This window comes from Cellulophaga baltica (genome assembly GCF_018861125.1).
Classification (GTDB): domain Bacteria; phylum Bacteroidota; class Bacteroidia; order Flavobacteriales; family Flavobacteriaceae; genus Cellulophaga; species Cellulophaga baltica_A.
In genome coordinates, this window is sequence record NZ_JAHKQN010000018.1 from 13,327 (window position 1) to 32,051 (window position 18,725).

An 18,725-nucleotide genomic window follows, 5' to 3' on the forward strand; every position below is an offset into this window, starting at 1 on the left:
TCTTGCTCAGTTGCAATTAAATTGAATAGCTTACAAACGTAAAACTGTATAAAATAGTAATCCTATGAAAAAAATTGCAATAGGTTGTGGAATATTCTTAGTTGTGGGGCTTGGTTTAATATGCTTAATGTTCTACATACTTTCTTTACCCAAATTAAAAGATAGTTCTGATCAAAAACATTTTTCTGAAATTGTAAATAAAACGCTGACTACAAAAAAACGAACTTTAATTCTAGTACATCCGGGTATTCTTAAAAACGAAAATTACACGAATCATTTAGAAGATGGAACTAGTTATGGCATGGATTCACATTTAGAAGTGAATGCAGCAATTCCAATAGGTTCAAAAGTAATAATTGACAAAGTTGTACTATACACCGGTAGAGTAAGTGGTACTACTAGCGCTTATCTTTTTGGTAAAGTATACCCTAAAGACACACAAAAAGAATACACATTTGAATATACTTGGGGATATTATCATTCTTTATATGAAGATAAACCTTACTGGACATTTGAGCTTGCTTTTTGGCAAGACGCACCTTTGAATAAAAAGTACTTTATTGCTGTTCCGTAATACATTTGTAGTGTTATTCACTAAGCAATATATTTAGTAGCAATCGTTTAATTTAAACAATATTTTCGAATTGTAATTATTAACTGAAACGCATTAATCCAAACCAAACTTATCATGAAAAAACTAATATTTACATTTTTATTTTTAATACACCTTACAATTTTTGCTAATGATGGAGCTTATTATGCTTCTGGAAATCAATTAATTCCTATTACTGAAAATGACGTTAAAATAACAAAAGAAATATTAACGGTCGCTAGAAAAACCGTTGATGGTATAGAATATGCTTATGTAACTGTTAACTATACTTTTTTTAATCCTGGTGTCGAAAAAAAAATATTAGTTGGGTTTGAAGCTCCTTCTCCATCTGGTGATGTTAATGGTTTTCCTAAAAATGGTGCCCACCCTTATATGTCAAATTTCAAAGTAATTATGAACGGGACAACTCTAAATTTTGAAACTGCTATGGTAAATTCCGACAACTATTATATCAATAATCAAATTGATGCCAAAACTGAAGAAGAAGTTACTGGAGAAGACTTTAATTCAAATTCACCTGAATTTTATTACGTCTATCATTTTAATGCAAAATTTAATCCCGGGAAAAATAAAATTGTTCATACTTATAGGTTTGAAATGTCAGGCTCTATATCTGAAAATTATAGTTTTGATTATATTCTAACTGCTGCAAATAGATGGGCTAACAATCAAATAGATGATTTTACACTAAATATTGATATGGGGTTAAATCAAGGTTTTTCTGTAAAAAACAGCTTTTTTGATCATAAAAACGAATGGCAAATTAGTAACGGTAGAAGTATTGATATAGAAGGTTATACTAATTTTATAAATCAAAGTGATAAAATTACATTTAAAAAGAAAAACTTTCATCCAAACGGCGAGCTATATGTAAAGTCTTTAAATGGTCCAATGAAAAGTCATTTTATGACTTTTGATTATACATATCATAATTTACCTAAAAAAATAGATTTGGGTAATACTAGTACTAATTCCGTCAACGAAAACTCATTTAAAATATTAAGAAATTTACCTTTTGCGATTAAAGGTTATGTTTTTAAAACCAAATTAATTCAAGATTATTATTTATCCCAAAATTGGTATATACCTAATCCTGATTATAAATCAAATCTGGACGAACTATATACAGAAGAAAGAGATTGGTTAAGTATTGTAAAATCGAAAAAATGGGATAAACAGTAAGGTTAGTTATTAAAAAATTGAATAAAAATATTGATAAACATGAAAATCATATTCACAATAACAATTTTAATTTTAACTTCTTGCAAGTACAATCAAGAAAAAAAAATCGCTATAAACAACATAATTACGGAACAAAATATATTACTTGAAAATAAAATAGATAGCTTATTCGAACTCAATATTAGAGGTGATCTAAATTCAATAACAATTAAAGCACCAAAAAAATTAGATTTTACTTTTCCAGAAAATACTGAATTTTTTAAAATATATCAGTTTGATGACTTTAATGCTGATAATAAAGAAGATGTAATTATCAATTTAGGTGCATGTGGTACTGGCGGTTGCATATATGCTATATTCCTTAATGAATATAATAACTACTATAATTTAGCTTTTATGGATTATTTAAAAGGTACTGTATTTGAAAAAGAGTTAAATGGATTTTTAAGTATAAAATCATTTGAAGAAATTGAGCCTTATAATCCTTTAAAACTTTCTGTAACTAAATTTAAATTAGATGACAAAAAATATCAATATGTATTAGATACAACGTATGTTTTTAACAACAATCAGAATTAATAAAAAATGAATATAGCTATTTTAAATTCGACTATTCAACTCGAAAATGACCGCGTAAAACTCATCCCCTTTGAGAGTGAAAGAAATGAAGAACTCAAAGAAATTATTTTCTCCCCAGAAATTTGGAAATATATGGGCACGGATATGAAAACCGAGAAAGATTTTGAAAACTACGTAACTAATACTCTCAAAGATCAAAAAAATGGGATTTGTTATCCTTTTTTAATTATTGATAAGAAAAACAATAAAGTTGCAGAAAGTACTAGATATGGGTATTTAAATAGTATAAGCCAAAAATGCGAAATCGGATGGACTTGGTATGGAACCGAATTTCAAGGTACAGGCTTAAACAAAAGCTGTAAGTTCGAATTATTAAAGTTTGGTTTTGAAAGTATCGGGTTTAGAAGAATTCAATTTAGTGCTGACCAAGAAAATCTGAAATCACAAAAAGCTATTGAAAAACTAGGCGCTAAAAAAGAAGGTATTTTTAGAAACAATTATATTGCACCAAACGGAGAAAGTAGAAATGACGTGTATTATAGCATAATAAAGGAAGATTGGAATGCATTAAGAGTAGAAAATTTTAGAGAGTTTTTATCGAGATAAATGTAAAATCTACTTCGCTATCTACACGCAACCTTTCTTTAAAAAATCCATCTGATATACAGAACATTAAAACCGAACTAAAATGAAAAAAATCCATTTCATTCTAATACTTGTTACGCTACTTTTTCAAAGTTGTCTTGATGATGACTGTGGAGAATGTTTTTCACCTCCTTATAGTTTTGCTTTTGAAATTGTTGACAAAACAAGTGGTGAAAATTTATTTACAAACGGAACCTATAACGCTGAAGATATAACAATAACGGACAGCTTAAATGATGATGAACCTATTACATTTACATTTATATCTGAAAATGAATATAATATAATTGATATTAGTTCAATTGGTTGGCAAACAGAAATAGTAGACCTTACCATAGCAGTTTCTGACACTCTTATTTTCAATTTTTATGTTGATGCTGAAAGAAATACAGCCGATTGCTGTAGTTATACGGAATATAATGAAATTACAATTTCGAGTTCTGAATTCGAGTTAGATACTGAAACAGGAATTTACATAATACTTGTAGAATAAAACGCATGTAATAATTAAGATAATTTAGCTTTGTTCCCTTTTGTAGTAAATGACAATTCTTTTTTGATTCTTGAATTTTTAAACTTATATAAACGAGCAGTTGAAGTTTCATAGCTAGTTTCTGTAACAATAGTTTGTGGTGCAGTTTCAACTTTCACTTCTTTTTTCGCATCTTGTGCTTGAGCTGTTACTCCGATAAAAATAAAAAAGATTGTGATGATTAAAGTTTTCATGTCTTGCGTATTTGTTACATATATATAACGCAGAACTTGTTGTTTTGCTAGGTTCTCATTCGCTCAACGACATTCTTTTTCGTTCATTTGAAAAATATCAGCTAAGCGGTAAAACTCCCCCGATTAAGCGCATTTAGGCAGTTTACAGCTCAGCGATTGTGCATGTAGTTCATCGAGAATTACCAAATACCACTTATTGCACTACTCCACTTTTTTGTAATAATCTCAGTTAAAAAATATAAGTTGAAAATTAAATTATAACATACTCGCTATAAACGCATTAGAACCAAAAACCATTTCCTAAATTTTAACACCTTTAGAATCCACTTTTTATTTTCATTTTTTAGGATTGTTCCACACATTTGATTACGTTTGAAATGATTTATATTCATAATGTGTTAAATTTTTAATATAAAAAATAGACTTCATGTATTTTAAGACAACATTTTTTACCGTATTCCTACTTTTAATTACATTACAATTATCATTTTCACAAGACACCCAAGAGCTAGAAGCCGAAAATGCTATTAATGAAAATTTAAAAGGTGAAAGTGTACTTGTAGGCCTTATGAAAACTAAAAACTCATCTTTAAAAAAGGAATTAAAAGGTATACACCCAAGAGTATTTTTAACACAAGAAGAAATTGACAATTTAAAAGATAAAACAAAATCTCAAAAAGAATTATGGCAAATAGCCTTGGCAAATGTTAGAGCCATGAGTATTGAGCCTGCTCCTGCTCCTGCGCAAGCAAGAAGAGTACAAAATCCTGTTGGCTTAGGTATTGCCGAAGCGGCACTTGCCTATAAAATTACTGGTGAGAAAAAATATTTAGAGGCAGCTAAAAAATACATGAACACTGCCATGTCTTATAAAGTTTGGGGTTACGAGTATAACAAACCTGATGTTGATTTGGCTGCAGGGCATTTACTGTACGGATTAGGTTGGGGTTATGATTTACTTTATCATGATTTAACTGTTGAAGAACGCGAAAAATACAAAGCCAAATTAATCAGACAAGCCAACTTATTGTATGAGTTTTACAAACCAAAATCGGGTAAAACGTATGCTTATAGTCAAAACCATACTTTTATCCCTATGGCTGGTTTGGCAGTTACCGCTTATGCACTTGCTGGCGAAGCTAACGATGCCAAAAAATGGGCCGCATTACCTAGAGCAATTTATGAAGGCGTTTTAGCGACTTATTCTGATGATGGTTTTTATTATGAAGGTGTTGAGTATTGGATATTTTCTACACCTTGGCTAATGCATTATTTAGATGCACATTTACATGCTACTGGTGAAGATTTATATGCAAAAGCTCCTGGTTTTAAATTAATTCACAAATATATTGCTCACGCTACATTACCTGGTGCTGATTCTCATTTTGATTATGGTGACACTTACACTGGCAACCAAACGAGATCAAAAATTAGTAAAGATTATGGTCGTGAACGTATTGACGGACACTTTAAAACAAGTTATAATATTCTGTACAAATTAGCCAGTAAATTTAATATTCCGGATGCGCAAGGTGTTGCCGATTGGTTGAAGAAAAAAGGTCAAGTAAATGCCGAAGAAATGTGGACCTTTATTTGGTATAATCCTGAAATAGCTTCTACACCAATTGAAGAACAAGAAAAATGGCACTATTTTAAGGATCACGATGTGGTATTTTGGCGTTCTAGTTGGGGTGATGATGCTACTGCGTTTTCATTTAAATGCGGGCCATCAGAAGGACATTCGGTATTAAAAAAGCAAGTTTCATTTCCGGAGTGGAGATTATCAAGTGGCCACGCGCACCCTGATGCTGGTAGTTTTATTATTTGGGCAGATGGAAAATATTTAACGGGAGATTCTGGCTACGAAGGTTTAACGGTTACACAAAGTCATAATACCTTAGTTTTTGATGGCAAAGGGCAGAATAATGAAGGTGAAGGTCATGATGTTTTTTACGGTATCCCGTACGAAAGAATCAATAAAATTAAAATCACTGATGTACAAATGACTGCCAAAAAAGTGTCTATTATAGCAGATGCTACTGCAGCATACGAACCAGAAGTTGGTGTAAATAGATTTATTAGAAAGTTTGAATTTCAAGCACCCGGAAATTTTACAATTACAGATGATGTTGAAACAAATACTCCAAAAATGGTTACTTCATTCTTACATGCCGATAATACGATTAAAAAAATATCAGAGAATACTTTTGAATTTGAACCTAGTGGTACGAGTTTAATGGTAACTATAGTAGCTCCTAAAAAATTTAGTACAGCAATTGAAGAAAATATTCTCACAGCTCCTGGAGATCCAGGTAGTGTTGATAAAGGTGGACTTCAAGAACGAGGAAAGAAACTAGCTATTTCTACTTCTGAGAAAGTATCAAAAGCAACTTTTATTACAAAGTTGGCTATCCAAAAAGTAGAATAACATAACGCTTTTTATAAAATATTTGTTATCAACCAATATGTCAAAAATAAAGATACTTATAAAAAACCTCGGTCCCGGACTTTTGTTTGCTAGTATGGCCATTGGAACTTCGCACTTAGTACTTTCTACAAAAGCAGGAGCGCAATTTGGCTGGTTAATGGTTATTCCTATTTTATTAGCCAACATTTTAAAATATCCTTTTTTTGAATTTGGAATTAGATACACTAATGTTACAGGTAAAAGTATTATTGAGGGGTATAATGATAGAGGCCGTGGCTATTTGTGGTTGTATGCATTTATTACTTTGGCAACAAGTTTGGCCAGCCCAGCGGCACTTTGTGCTATTACTGCCGGACTTCTTATTAATTTATTTAAAATAGAAACTGTACCCATCACTACTATTGCTTTTGGGTTGTTTGTATTAAATAGTATTATACTCATAATTGGGAAGTATAAATTTTTAGAAAACACTTTAAAGCTTCTAATTCCAATTCTATTTATAGCATTATTAATTACCACTGGCTTAGTTATTGAAGCAGGACCAGTGACAGCCATACCAACTTTTGAAACCCCTAAATTTTTTAATGAACTGGGTGTGTTATTTTTAATCACTTTAATCGGTTGGATGCCAACAGCAGTTGAAGCAAGTAGCTGGCTAAGTCTTTGGACTGCTGAAAAATATAAAGTAGACGAAAACAAACCGCCTTTAAAAGAAGCCTTGCAAGAATTTAATACAGGTTACGTACTTACAGCCGTTCTTGCCATATTATTTTTAACGATTGGATGCATGACGCTTTACGGTTCTGGTACGGAACTTAGTGGTAATGCTGTTACTTTTGCCGATCAAGTAATTAATTTATTTACTACGCATATTGGTAATTGGGCTTATGCATTTATTGCTGTTTCGGCTTTTGCGACTATGTATAGTACTTGTTTAACACAGCACGATGCTATTTCAAGAGTGAGTATTGATATTATTGGTTTGCTTGTTGGTGAGCATGAAGAATATACGGGTAAAAAATATTATATTATAGGCATTATCGTAATCGCTGCCGTAAGTATTATTGTAATGTACACTTTAGGGGCGAATATGGGCCTAATTTTATCTATTGCTACTGCCATTTCTTTTATACTAGCTCCTATTGTTGGGTATATGAATTTAAAAAATGTAACTAACAGTGATTTTCCTGAAGTGAATAAACCAAAAAAGAGACTTCAAATTTTAACTTTTGTAGGTATTACATTCCTCTCGTTACTAGCTATTTATTATGGTTGGATTATGCTTTTTTAAAGAATTTAAATTAAGACAATTTAGATTTGTTTGCTTTTGTTGTAAAAGACAATTCTTTTTTAATTCTTGAATTTTTGAACTTGTATAAACGAGCCGTTGAAGTTTCGTAAGATGTTGTTGTAACAATTGTTTTAGGTGCAGTTTCAACTTTTACTTCTTTTTTCGCATCTTGTGCTTGAGCAGTTACTCCGATAAAAATAAAAAAGATTGTGATGATTAAAGTTTTCATGTCTTGCGTATTTGTTACATATATATAACGCAGAACTTGTTGTTTTGCTAGGTTCTCATTCGCTCAACGACATTCTTTTTCGTTCATTTGAAAAATATCAGCTAAGTGGTAAAACTCCCCCGATTAAGCGCATTTGAACGATTTACAGCTCAGCGATTGAGTGTGTAGTTCATCGATAGCGCTATAATCTTATTTAAAATAAAACCTAGTAACACCCTTAAAAGTAAATTCATTATTTTTAATTTGTAAGAGCTTAAAAAAACAGCATCCACTATACATGAAAATACTTCATACTGCCGATTGGCATTTAGGACATAGGTTACACGAACAATCACAATTTGAAGAACAAACCTTATTTTTAAATTGGATTGAACAGTATATTATTGACCATAAAATTGATGTATTACTAGTATCTGGTGATGTGTTTGATACCGGATCACCATCAAACCAAAGCCTAGAAATGTATTATAGCTTTTTAGTTAAACTTAAAGCTACAACTTGCAAATCAGTTATTATCACAGGTGGTAATCACGATTCTCCCGGAACTTTAAATGCTCCTAAATATTTATTAGATGCTTTGGCTATAAAAGTTGTTGGTAAAGCTACCGAAGAAATTGAAGATGAGGTTTTTGAAATTGAGGTAAACAATGAAAAGATTATTATTGGTGCTGTACCTTTTTTAAGAGATGGTGATATTAGGCGTGCTGTTGCTGGCGAGTCTTTTGATGAGCTTACCGATAAATATAAAAATGCTTTAATAAATCATTATGAAGCAATAGCTGAGCAATGTAAATTGATAAATACTACAAATGCACCTGTTATAGCAATGGGTCATTTATTTGCTACGGGAGGTTCAATATCTGATAGTGAACAGAATATTTATGTGGGCACTTTGGGGCATATTGGCGCTGAAGACTTTCCCTCCTATTTTGATTATATCGCTCTAGGTCATTTACACCGCCCACAAATAATTGGTGAAAATGATAAAGTTCGTTATTCGGGTTCTCCAAACATTTTAAGTTTCAGCGAGATTAATTATGATAAAAAAATATTAACACTAACGGTTGAAGGCAATAAATTAACAAAAGTTGAAGATGCTGTTATTCCTAATTTTAGAGCGTTCTATAAAATTACAGGAACACTAACGGAATGTATTGAAAAATTTCCTGAGCTAATTTCAAATATTTACGGATTAACGCCTTGGGTTGAAATTGTATTGAATGAAGATAATACGGTAAATACTGATAAATTAAAAAAAGAAGCCAGTAACTACTCCTTTGAAATATTAAAAATCTCTTTAAAAAGACAACGGAAAATCAAAGGAATTGAAGAGTTGTTGGAAGACACAAAATCAATTAAAGAATTGTTACCTACTGAGGTTTTTAAATTAAAATGTGAAGAAATGGGTTTTGACTTAAAAGAAAGACCCGAAGTTTGGGATGCTTTTAATGAAGTTTTACAAGTTGTTAAAAATCAATAAGCATAGTCTGATATGAAAATTTTAAAAATAGAATTACAGAATATAAATTCTTTAAAATCAGACACTCCTATTGTTATTGATTTTGAAAACGAGCAATTTAAAGATGTTGGTTTATATGCCATTACAGGTTCTACTGGTGCAGGAAAAACAACGCTTTTAGATGCTATAACAATTGCATTGTACCATAGTGTACCGAGATTTAATGGTACAAAAGGCAGTTTAATTAATGTGGTTAGCCATGGTTCTCCTGAGGCTTTTAGTAGAGTTACTTTTGAGAACGACCATACTATTTATGAAGCTTTTTGGGGCATTCGAATAGCCGATAAAAAAGGGAAAGAATATAAGAATCCTAAAGAAGAAGTTAGTTTAAAAAACTTAACTACTGATGTTACAATAGCCAACCAAAAAAGAGAATTAATAACTAAAGTAAATGAAGTTACGCAATTAGATTATAATCAGTTTTTAAGATCTGTAATGCTTGCTCAAGGTGAGTTTGCTTCATTTTTAACTGCTAAAGGGCCGGATAAAGGTAAATTACTAGAGCAAATTACTGGTGAGGAAATTTATAAGAAAATTGGTCAAAGTATTTTAGAACGAAAATCTAAAGAAGAAAATACATTAAAAGAAATTCAATCTAAAATTAATGCTGATGACGTATTAACAGACGAAGCTAAAATTGAATTAGCAGAAAAAGATAAAATACTTGATAATGAAATTATAAAAGTTGAAAACGAAACAAAAATAATTGAAGCTGTCGTTGACTGGTATGTTGATTTTAAAAATTTAGAAGAAAAATCAAAAGAATTAGAAGAAAATTCTAAAAAGATTGATGCTTTTGTTGAAGAGCACAAAACTGAATTAGAAGCTTTAAATCTAAACGAAAAAGCTTTGCCTTTTGCTTCTCATATTCAAGATTTAAATAGACTTGAAAAAGAACATTTTGAGAAGGCCAAAACTTTAGCAATTCTAGAAAGTGAATTAACAAAGTTAAATCCTGAAATTGAAAATTCTGAGTCAACTACAAAATCTCACACCGATACATTAGAAAAAATAAATATTGAGTTTGATGAATGGCTTCCTAAATTTGACACGGTTACAAATTTAGATGGTCAATTAAAGAATGAAATAACTAATCAGCAAAAAGCAAAACATCGAGCAGATGAAATTACTGCTAAAATTGATAGCCTTACAAAAGAAAATGAAGCAATAACTAAAGAAAATTCTTATAAAAATACTGAAATTGAAAAAGCTAAAATATTTTTAAATGAACACAAAAAACTCAAAGAGGTTGACTTAGAAATTTCGAACTGGACTAAAAATTTAAGTACGCTAAAGTCTGAAAAAAAATCATTAGAAGAAGATACCGCTTATCTAAATCAGAAAAATTCGGCACTTAAAGAAACCACTCTTTTACTTGAAAAAGATAACGAACAACTCCAAAATAAACTAGCTTCATTTCATAAAGTAGAAAAAAAATATTTGACTATTACTGAAGAGCTTTTAAAATACAACATTGCTTCAATACGTGAAAAAGAAAAAGAATTATCCTCACAAAAAGCTAAGTGGGAATCTTTTAAAAACATTGCTACTTTAGTTGTAAAAACTCAAAAAGAACAAGAAATTTTAATTGTTCAAAAAGAAACAGCAACAAAAGATTTAGATAAGGTTGAAAAGCAACTGCAATCATTAAAAAACAATAAAGAAGTCCAAGAAAAATCAGTTGCCGATGCTGCTAAAATTTTAGAATTAGAAAAAAGCATTTCAAAATACGAGAATGATCGGCAAAATTTGATTCCTGGAGAACCTTGTGGATTATGTGGTTCTAAAGAACATCCGTTTACGGAACATTTAAAAGCTGTAGATGTATCAGAATCTGAATTAGAGCTAAAAAAACGTGAGACACAATTGACTGAAACCTCAAATTCAATTAATAATCTTGAAAAAGAAGAAGTACAATTAAACACCACTCTTAAAGGGATTTCAACACAACTTGAAGCTATTATTGATGAAATTAACTCTCATAAACTTGATGCTAAAAAATTAGCGCTCAATTGTGAGGTTAGTGACATTGATAAAATACAAAGTGAGTTACAATTAGCTACGGAGCAATTAAAAACGGTTGATGATAATTTAAAAATTGAGCAAGAACTACAGCATCAAAAAAACAGTCTATCTGAAAACATAAAAGATCAAAGTGAGACTATTAACACTTTAAAAACGGCCATAGCAACCAAAAAAGAAAAAATAAAGAATATAAAAACCGAGATTGAGCAGAAACAAAAAACAATACGTAGTTTACAAAAAGAATGTACTGGTTTAGAAAATGAATTAAGTACCAAACTTGCCAAGTTTGACTATAAACTACCTTCTGTTTTAGAGATAGACGCCTTTATTCTGAATATTGAAAATTCAATAACTAATTATAACAAAACTCAAGATCAATTAAATAGCTTAGAAGCGAATATAGCTGTACTTAAAAGTAACTTAGCTAGCAATACAAAACAATTAGAAAATCTTTCCAAATCGCAAAAGGAGTATCTTGAAAACAGTAAAGAAAGTGAGCTTAAAGTAGATCGTATAAAACTGAAGCGTAGCGCCATATTACCTTTTAATTTTAGTGTTGAAACTAAAAGAACAGAATTACAATCTTTCATAAAAGAAGTAACAGATAAAGTTACCATAAGTAAAAAAGAACTGGAAAATCTGCGAAAATCAAAAAATGAAAAAGAAGTATTAAAACTCAATACTGTAAACGACCAAAAAAAATTAATTGATCAAATTAAAGATTTAAATTCAAAATTAAACTCACAAATAATTGCTAGTATTTTTGAATCTAAACAAGCTGTAGAAAATGCATTATTACCAAAAGAGCTTACTTTAAAATACACGCAAAACAGAGAGCGTATAAAAGAAAATCAAGTAAAATTAAAAACTTTAAAAGAAGAAAACTCAAATGCTATTTTAAAATTAAACAACTTAAAAAACTTTGAAACTACTGAGGCTGAAAGCAAAACAATTTTAGAAAATTTAAAAGTACAGAGTAAAGCTATTTCAACCGAAAAAGGAAAAATTGTTGAAGCCTATAGAAAAGATCAAGAGATTAGAGATCGAAATAAAGAAATTTATAAAAAAATTGATGCACAAGAAGCTGTGTGTACTATCTGGAGAGACCTTTTTAAAGTTATTGGGAACTCAAAAGATGCTTTTAATGTGTATGTACAGCGCTTAACTTTAAAACAATTATTAGATCTTGCCAATGTACACTTATACAAATTAAACAAGCGATACTCATTAAAAATTGAAACTGATTACAAACCAAAAGAAGAACTTAATTTTAATTTAATTGATCATTACCAAACTGATCAAGTAAGATTAGTAGACACATCAAGTGGTGGTGAAAAATTTATTATTAGTCTGGCGTTAGCCTTAGGCTTATCTGATTTGGCCAGTAAAAATGTTAAAATAGACTCTCTGTTTATTGATGAAGGTTTTGGTACCTTAGACAAGAACACTTTAGAAACTGTAATTTCTACACTAGAAACATTACAATCTCAAGGTAAAATGATTGGGATTATTTCACATGTTGAAAATTTAAAAGAACGTATTGCTACTCAAATTCAAATTACTAAAAAAAGTAATGGGGTAAGTTCGGTAGCTATTGTTTAATTGGCAACTAAAGCTATGACTATGAAAACTATATAGTAGATTTACAAGTAATTACAACCTTTTACATAACAAGTGTCTATGCATAAACAACTATACTATTATTTTAATTATAGCGTTTGAAATAGAACAACCAAACACCATTTACAAACCCTTCAAAAGAAAAAATTATGTTAGCACTGATATTATTTTATTGGATAGGAAAGTATTTTTACAATTTAGCCGATGAATTTGATAAACAAAAATGGGGTTATGCTATTTTAGGCATAGTTTCTTATTATGTTGGTTGTTTAGGTTTTGGTTTAATTTGTGGTATTATTACAGAGATTGTTTCTCCAGGTACAATAGATACTATTAATGAAACTTTATTAAGTATCATAGCATTACCATTTGGAATTTTAAGTTGCTATTTACTTTATAAATATCTAGAAAAAACTTGGAAGAAAAATAATCCGAATCCGATTGATATGTTAGACGAAATTGGAAAACAATCTTTAGATTAAAAAACAAAACTTTTTTTATTAAGAATTTGAGCAAATATTATTTGATTATAGTATTTGCTTTTTTAGTTATGACAACTTCGCTTTGTTTGCTTTTGTAGTGAAAGACAATTCTTTTTTAATTCTTGAATTTTTGAACTTGTATAAACGTGCCGTAGAAGTTTCGTAAGATGTTGATATAACAATTGTTTTTGGTGCAGTTTCAACTTTTACTTCTTTTTTAACATCTTGTGCTTGAGCAGTTACTCCGATAAAGATAAAAAAGATAGTGATGATTAAAGTTTTCATGTCTTGCGTATTTGTTACATATATATAACGCAGACATTGTTGTTTTGCTAGGTTCTGATTCGCTCAACGACACTCTTTTTCGTTCTTTTGAAAAATATCAGATAAGTGGTATAACTCACCCGACCAAGCGTATTTGATCGATTTACAGCTCAGCGATTGTAGATGTATTTCGTCGGTTTGCTCAAAATCATCGAACTCACTTTTTAAGTATCTTTACATAAAAAACAAAGCATGAACATCAATATAAACGCTGTACCAAATGAACTTAAAACTTTAATTGGCACTGAAGAAGTTGATTTTATAGTTAAAGCCAAAAGAAGAAAACCTTTAAGTTATTCAATTTTACTATTTGTGTTTTCTACTTTTTGGTTGGGCATAAGTGGTACCATCGGTTTTTTATTTTTAGGCCCTTTGTTTTTTGGTGAAGAAGTGCATTTTAAAGAAAACGGTGTCGCAAAAGTGGCTACCTTAGATAATTATGATTCACTATTAATGCCCGCAGCAATACTCAGTTTTTTTATGCTTATTGGTATTGTTATATTGATTAGCGCTATCGTAATTTTTTTTCAAAAAGGAGGCTATTTTGTGGGAACACCTAGTCGGTTAATTCAATTTAGAAAAGGCAAAGCTACAAGTACAGATTGGGAGCAATTTAATGGCACGATAAATACAAAAAGTAAAGGAACTAGTGGAAACATCACATTTCAACTCAGAACAGGAAAAATGCGTAGTAGAAAAAATGGCCCTAGCCAATATGTACCAAGCACTATTTCTATTTCAGGTATTGATAATTTGTATTCAGTAGAACAAAAATGTAGAACTCGTATAAAAGAAAATGATCCTACACCAGCAAATACTAGCGTTTAGATTTATAATTTAGAACCATAGGCTAAATCACCAGCATCACCTAAACCAGGAATTATATAGCCTTTTGAATTTAACTCATCATCAACAGCTGCAATCCATAAATGGGTGTTCTCTGGGAATTTAGTGGCTACAAAATCTACACCTTCTTGCGAACCTATTACTGATGCTATATGAATCTGCTTTGGAGTTCCGTGTGGTTTTAATCCTTCTAATACATTTTCTAAGGTTCTACCAGTAGCTAACATAGGGTCGGCTAAAACGAGTATTTTACCTTCTAATGATGGCGCTGCAAAATAATCGACAATTACCTCAAATTCATCTTCGCCATTTTCATGTTTTCTAAAAGCAGAAATATAACCATTCTCTGCATCATCAAAATAATTTAACAAACCTTGGTGCAATGGCAAACCAGCTCTTAAAATTGAACATACCACTATTTCATCAGCAAGTACGGGTACGTTTTTAGTTCCTAATGGTGTTGTTATTTCTTCATCTTTGTATGGCAATGTTTTACTAATCTCATAACTAATAATTTCACCAACACGTTCTATATTTTTTCTAAAACGCATACTATCTTTTTGAATAGTTGTATCTCTAAGTTGTTTTAGAAATCTGTTTAAAATAGAATTTTCGTTTTCAAAATTATGTATCGTCATAGCAAATAATATTGTCTAAAAATACAATTTTTTAGCTACAAGTTTAAATCTCGATTTTTGATTTCAGTTATTTTTAAAAGCTTTTGAAGAAAGGAGAATGTTTAATTGATTCTAATTTTACGATAGTCCACATCTAATATTGAACTATTAGAATTTATATTAATTACAAATTTTTATTATGAATCATTCTGACAAAAAAACAAAAAGCAGTACTTACACTAAATTCTTTTTAATGTTAGGTTGCTCATTTGTAGCCATGTATATTACAATGTACTTAAATACATATGCAATTGACCATGTTTATTTTAGCTTAACACGGTTTTACATGACCTGTTTAGGTATTTCAGCAATGGCATTGATTATGCTGTTTTTTATGTTGAAAATGTATAAAAACACTAAAAAAAACATAGCTATTATATTTGGGAGTATTATCATTTTTTTCGGATCATTGTCACTAGTAAGAGCCCAAAAACCAATTATTGGTGACCTTTTTTGGTTGAGAGCTATGATTCCACACCATTCTATTGCAATACTAACCAGTGAAAGAGCTGCAATAAAAGATCCAGAAGTTAAACAACTTTCAAAAGAAATTATTGAAGCTCAAAAAAAGGAAATACTAGAAATGAAAGCAATGATAGAGCGATTAGAAAATGAGAATTAGTTGCTATAAACAATAAACTCTGATCTACGGTTTAGTGCATGCTCTTCTTCAGAACATTCTACATCATTACTACATTTGTTTACTAATTGTGACTCTCCGTAACCTTTACCTGTTATACGGTCTGTATCTATTCCCATAGAAACAATATATTTTACTGTAGATTTTGCTCTACGGTCAGACAACCAGATATTGTATCGGTCACTATCTCTACTATCAGAATGTGAACCCACTTCTACCCTAGTATTTGGGTTTTCTTTCATGTACGCTACTACCTTATCTAATTCAGGATATGATTCTCTATTTAAATACGAGCTGTTTAAGCTGAAGTAAATAGGGTTCATTTCAAGTATTTTAACTAAATCGGCACCAATTACCGTCGAAGCTTCACCTTTTTCCATGGCGATTATAAAGTCAAGCTCTCCTAACGTTTCATCGACTTCACCAATTGGCGTAATTAAATATGCCGTAGCATCATTATAACTTTCTGCTTGTGAAACAAATCTATACTTTATATTGGGAAATTCTATTTCTGAAGCAAATTTACCCTCAAAATCAGCATCAATTTCTCTTAATTCATTTTTAGAGTAATCATACACCGTAATTCTTGCAAATGGAATAGCTTCACCTGTAACTTTATCAATTACAGTTCCATTAATTTTTGAATATACAACTTCTTGTTCTTCCTCTTGTTTTTCATATTCAAAGCCATAAATATCATCATCACCTACTCCTCCTTCTCTGTTAGAAGCAAAGAAACCCGTACTATTTTCTTCATCTAAAATAAGGGAAAAGTCATCTTTATTACTGTTTACTGGTGCCCCTAAATTCAACACCTCGTCACTATCTAATTTTATACTATACATATCAAGTCCGCCAAGGCCAGGATGTCCATCAGATGCAAAATACAATTCATTATCAGCCGCAATAAATGGGAAAGTTTCACGAGCTTCCGTATTAATTGTTTCTCCTAAATTTTCAGGTGTACCGAAACTTCCATCTTCTAAAATTTCAACTTTAAAAATATCAGATGCACCATAACTAGGTTCCATATCTGATGCAAAATACATTGTTTTTTCATCGGCGCTCAAAGTTGGGTTTGCCGTTGAATAAGAATTACTATTAAAAGGTAATTCTGTAATGTTTGTCCATTTACCACTTTCTAAAGTTGCGCTATAAATTTTTAGTCTGCTTAACCCTGTTTCGTCTTCTACAAAGTTTCCATTCTCACTATTATTACGGGTAAAATATACGGTAGTACCATCTTTTGTAAAGACGGTAGATGATTCGTTTGTTTTTCCGTTTAGTTCACTTGAAAACTCTACAGGTGCGGCATATTCTCCTTCTGAAACAGTATCTGCCTTAAATAAATTTAAAAATGGTTTATTCGTCCATTTATGAATATTACCTACAAAAGTTCCTGAATCGCGAGCACTTGCAAACACAAGCCCTTTCTCATATAATGACGGAGCAAAATCAGATTCTTTTGAATTTACTGATAATGGTTTAAGCGTAAATTTTGTTTTGCTATTGTTTATTTTTTTAAGATAATCAATGTTATTTGAAAACTTTAAAGCTCTTAAATCATTCTTTTTTGATTTGTTGAACTTACGCATGTAATTATCCGATTTTTTATAATCACCAACTGATTTTAATGACTGAGCATATCTAAAATAATATTCGGTACCAATCGTAGTTTCTTTTAAATCGAAAAGTTTACCGTACCAATTAGATGCTTCTTCGTAATCGCCATTATTATAATTTGCATCACCTAAATTTTCATAAATCTCTTGCGATTCATAACCTTTTGAAACAAGTTGTTCATAGGTTTCTATAGCTTTAGCATAAGAATAGTTGTCAAAACTTTCTGAAGCCTTTTTTAAGCCATATTTTTGTGCGAAAGTGCTTTGAAACACACCCAAGAAACAAAGCAATATGATGTAGTGTTGTTTTTTCATAGCTTAAAAGAATCTAGGAGTTAATGCGTTCTGGTTTTTCGATTTAAATTCATACCTTAAAAAGACCTCAAAAGAACCATCATTAAAACTTGAAGCTCCTAAAGTTGTAGTTTCTTTATCATAGGCTAAACCTATCATTAAACGTTCTGTAATTTGAAATCCTAAAAGTGCACTTAATGCTGCATCCCATCTGTACCCTGCACCTAGTGAAAAAGTATCATTATAAAGCAACGTTGCCGAAGCATCAGCCTGTAAAGGAGCACCATTAACACCTTTAAATAAAATTGCTGGTTTTAACTTTAAATTATAACTTAAATCAAAAACATATCCTGAAATAAAGTACCAGTTCATACGCTCAGTACCTACATATGAAGTTTCGCTTGTATCAAAATGTTCCGTTTCTAAAAAGTTAGGAATGGAAACACCTGCATAAAAACGCTCATTATGAAAATAGATTCCTGCACCAAAATTGGGTGAAAACTTTTTGTCAATATTTGTGGTTCCTGGTGGTGCTGATGATGGATCATAAACTCTCAATTGATTAAAATCGATATTTAAAAAATGACCGCCAGCTTTTAAACCAAATGATATTTTATCAGTTTCAGAAGCTAATATTGTATACGAAAAAGTAGCATCAAAATAAGTGTCTTGATTAGTTCCGTTCCCTATTTCGTCGTTTACTATAGATAAACCTAAACCTACTCGATTGTTTATGGGACTATGAATATTAAATGTCTGTGTTGTCGGCGCACCATCTAATCCCACCCATTGTGAACGATGCAATGCTGCAATGCTCAACACACCTCTTGAACCTGTATAACCAGGATTTATAGCAAGGGTATTATACATATATTGAGTGTACTGTGCATCTTGCTGTGCATTTGCATTAAAAAATGGCACGGCTAGCAAAAGCAATACAATTAGTGATTTTATATGGTTACGAAAGTTCATATTTTTCGTTT

At 30.7% G+C, this 18,725-nt stretch carries 18 protein-coding genes; 12 read left to right on the forward strand and 6 right to left on the reverse strand.

Features of this window, described 5'->3' with window-relative positions:
• Positions 1 to 64: 64 nt before the first annotated feature.
• The 5 genes from KO500_RS08355 (at position 65) to KO500_RS08375 (ending at position 3,512) form a co-directional block, all read left to right on the forward strand.
• The gene (locus KO500_RS08355) at positions 65 to 574 is read left to right on the forward strand and encodes a hypothetical protein (protein WP_215956081.1); all 510 of its coding nucleotides are present in this window, start codon (positions 65 to 67) and stop codon (positions 572 to 574) included.
• 114 nt (positions 575 to 688) lie between these two features.
• Positions 689 to 1,795 (forward strand): YARHG domain-containing protein, encoded by a 1,107-nt coding sequence (locus KO500_RS08360; RefSeq protein ID WP_215956082.1) that lies wholly within the window; start codon positions 689 to 691, stop codon positions 1,793 to 1,795.
• Positions 1,796 to 1,834: 39 nt separating this feature from the next.
• The gene (locus KO500_RS08365; RefSeq protein ID WP_215956083.1) at positions 1,835 to 2,374 is read left to right on the forward strand and encodes a hypothetical protein; all 540 of its coding nucleotides are present in this window, start codon (positions 1,835 to 1,837) and stop codon (positions 2,372 to 2,374) included.
• A 6-nt stretch (positions 2,375 to 2,380) separates the two neighbouring features.
• Positions 2,381 to 2,980 carry a GNAT family N-acetyltransferase gene (locus KO500_RS08370; protein WP_215956084.1) on the forward strand — a complete coding sequence of 200 codons (600 nt, stop codon included), beginning with the start codon at positions 2,381 to 2,383 and terminating at the stop codon, positions 2,978 to 2,980.
• An 82-nt stretch (positions 2,981 to 3,062) separates the two neighbouring features.
• Entirely contained in the window at positions 3,063 to 3,512 is a 450-nt protein-coding gene (locus KO500_RS08375) for a hypothetical protein (protein WP_215956085.1), read from the forward strand.
• Between the two features lie 14 nt (positions 3,513 to 3,526).
• Here KO500_RS08375 and KO500_RS08380 read toward each other — a convergent pair whose 3' ends face one another.
• Positions 3,527 to 3,745: a hypothetical protein gene (locus KO500_RS08380; RefSeq protein WP_215956086.1), complete on the reverse strand. Its 219-nt coding sequence runs from the start codon at positions 3,743 to 3,745 to the stop codon at positions 3,527 to 3,529.
• A 427-nt stretch (positions 3,746 to 4,172) separates the two neighbouring features.
• Here KO500_RS08380 and KO500_RS08385 point away from each other — a divergent pair, with 427 nt between their 5' ends.
• Both KO500_RS08385 and KO500_RS08390 read left to right on the forward strand, forming a co-directional pair.
• Positions 4,173 to 6,173, forward strand: a complete 2,001-nt coding sequence (locus tag KO500_RS08385) for a DUF4962 domain-containing protein (protein WP_215956087.1) — start codon at positions 4,173 to 4,175, stop codon at positions 6,171 to 6,173.
• 37 nt (positions 6,174 to 6,210) lie between these two features.
• On the forward strand, positions 6,211 to 7,464 hold the full coding sequence (locus tag KO500_RS08390) for an NRAMP family divalent metal transporter (protein ID WP_215956088.1): 1,254 nt from the start codon (positions 6,211 to 6,213) through the stop codon (positions 7,462 to 7,464).
• 10 nt (positions 7,465 to 7,474) lie between these two features.
• On the opposite strand, the gene KO500_RS08395 is transcribed toward KO500_RS08390, so the two are convergent.
• A complete protein-coding gene (locus KO500_RS08395) occupies positions 7,475 to 7,693 on the reverse strand; it encodes a hypothetical protein (protein WP_215956089.1) in 219 nt (72 codons plus the stop codon).
• 277 nt (positions 7,694 to 7,970) lie between these two features.
• Here KO500_RS08395 and sbcD point away from each other — a divergent pair, with 277 nt between their 5' ends.
• The 3 genes from sbcD to KO500_RS08410 all read left to right on the forward strand — a co-directional run bounded on the left by sbcD (position 7,971) and on the right by KO500_RS08410 (position 13,339).
• Positions 7,971 to 9,173: an exonuclease subunit SbcD gene (gene sbcD / locus KO500_RS08400; protein WP_215956090.1), complete on the forward strand. Its 1,203-nt coding sequence runs from the start codon at positions 7,971 to 7,973 to the stop codon at positions 9,171 to 9,173.
• Positions 9,174 to 9,185: 12 nt separating this feature from the next.
• Entirely contained in the window at positions 9,186 to 12,839 is a 3,654-nt protein-coding gene (locus tag KO500_RS08405; RefSeq protein ID WP_215956091.1) for an AAA family ATPase, read from the forward strand.
• Positions 12,840 to 13,006: 167 nt separating this feature from the next.
• Positions 13,007 to 13,339 carry a hypothetical protein gene (locus KO500_RS08410; RefSeq protein WP_215956092.1) on the forward strand — a complete coding sequence of 111 codons (333 nt, stop codon included), beginning with the start codon at positions 13,007 to 13,009 and terminating at the stop codon, positions 13,337 to 13,339.
• Positions 13,340 to 13,405: 66 nt separating this feature from the next.
• Here KO500_RS08410 and KO500_RS08415 read toward each other — a convergent pair whose 3' ends face one another.
• Positions 13,406 to 13,624, reverse strand: a complete 219-nt coding sequence (locus tag KO500_RS08415; protein WP_215956093.1) for a hypothetical protein — start codon at positions 13,622 to 13,624, stop codon at positions 13,406 to 13,408.
• Between the two features lie 231 nt (positions 13,625 to 13,855).
• Between KO500_RS08415 and KO500_RS08420 the strand changes: the two genes are divergently transcribed.
• On the forward strand, positions 13,856 to 14,491 hold the full coding sequence (locus KO500_RS08420; RefSeq protein ID WP_215956094.1) for a hypothetical protein: 636 nt from the start codon (positions 13,856 to 13,858) through the stop codon (positions 14,489 to 14,491).
• Positions 14,492 to 14,493: 2 nt separating this feature from the next.
• On the opposite strand, the gene upp is transcribed toward KO500_RS08420, so the two are convergent.
• The gene (upp, locus tag KO500_RS08425; protein ID WP_215956095.1) at positions 14,494 to 15,147 is read right to left on the reverse strand and encodes a uracil phosphoribosyltransferase; all 654 of its coding nucleotides are present in this window, start codon (positions 15,145 to 15,147) and stop codon (positions 14,494 to 14,496) included.
• Between the two features lie 178 nt (positions 15,148 to 15,325).
• Between upp and KO500_RS08430 the strand changes: the two genes are divergently transcribed.
• Entirely contained in the window at positions 15,326 to 15,808 is a 483-nt protein-coding gene (locus KO500_RS08430; RefSeq protein ID WP_215956096.1) for a DUF305 domain-containing protein, read from the forward strand.
• Here the strand turns inward: KO500_RS08430 and KO500_RS08435 are convergent.
• Positions 15,805 to 17,763: an OmpA family protein gene (locus KO500_RS08435; protein WP_215956097.1), complete on the reverse strand. Its 1,959-nt coding sequence runs from the start codon at positions 17,761 to 17,763 to the stop codon at positions 15,805 to 15,807. The two genes, KO500_RS08430 and KO500_RS08435, sit on opposite strands and share 4 nt — an antisense overlap.
• A gap of 3 nt (positions 17,764 to 17,766) precedes the next feature.
• A complete protein-coding gene (locus KO500_RS08440; RefSeq protein ID WP_215956098.1) occupies positions 17,767 to 18,714 on the reverse strand; it encodes a PorP/SprF family type IX secretion system membrane protein in 948 nt (315 codons plus the stop codon).
• Between the last annotated feature and the right edge of the window lie 11 nt (positions 18,715 to 18,725).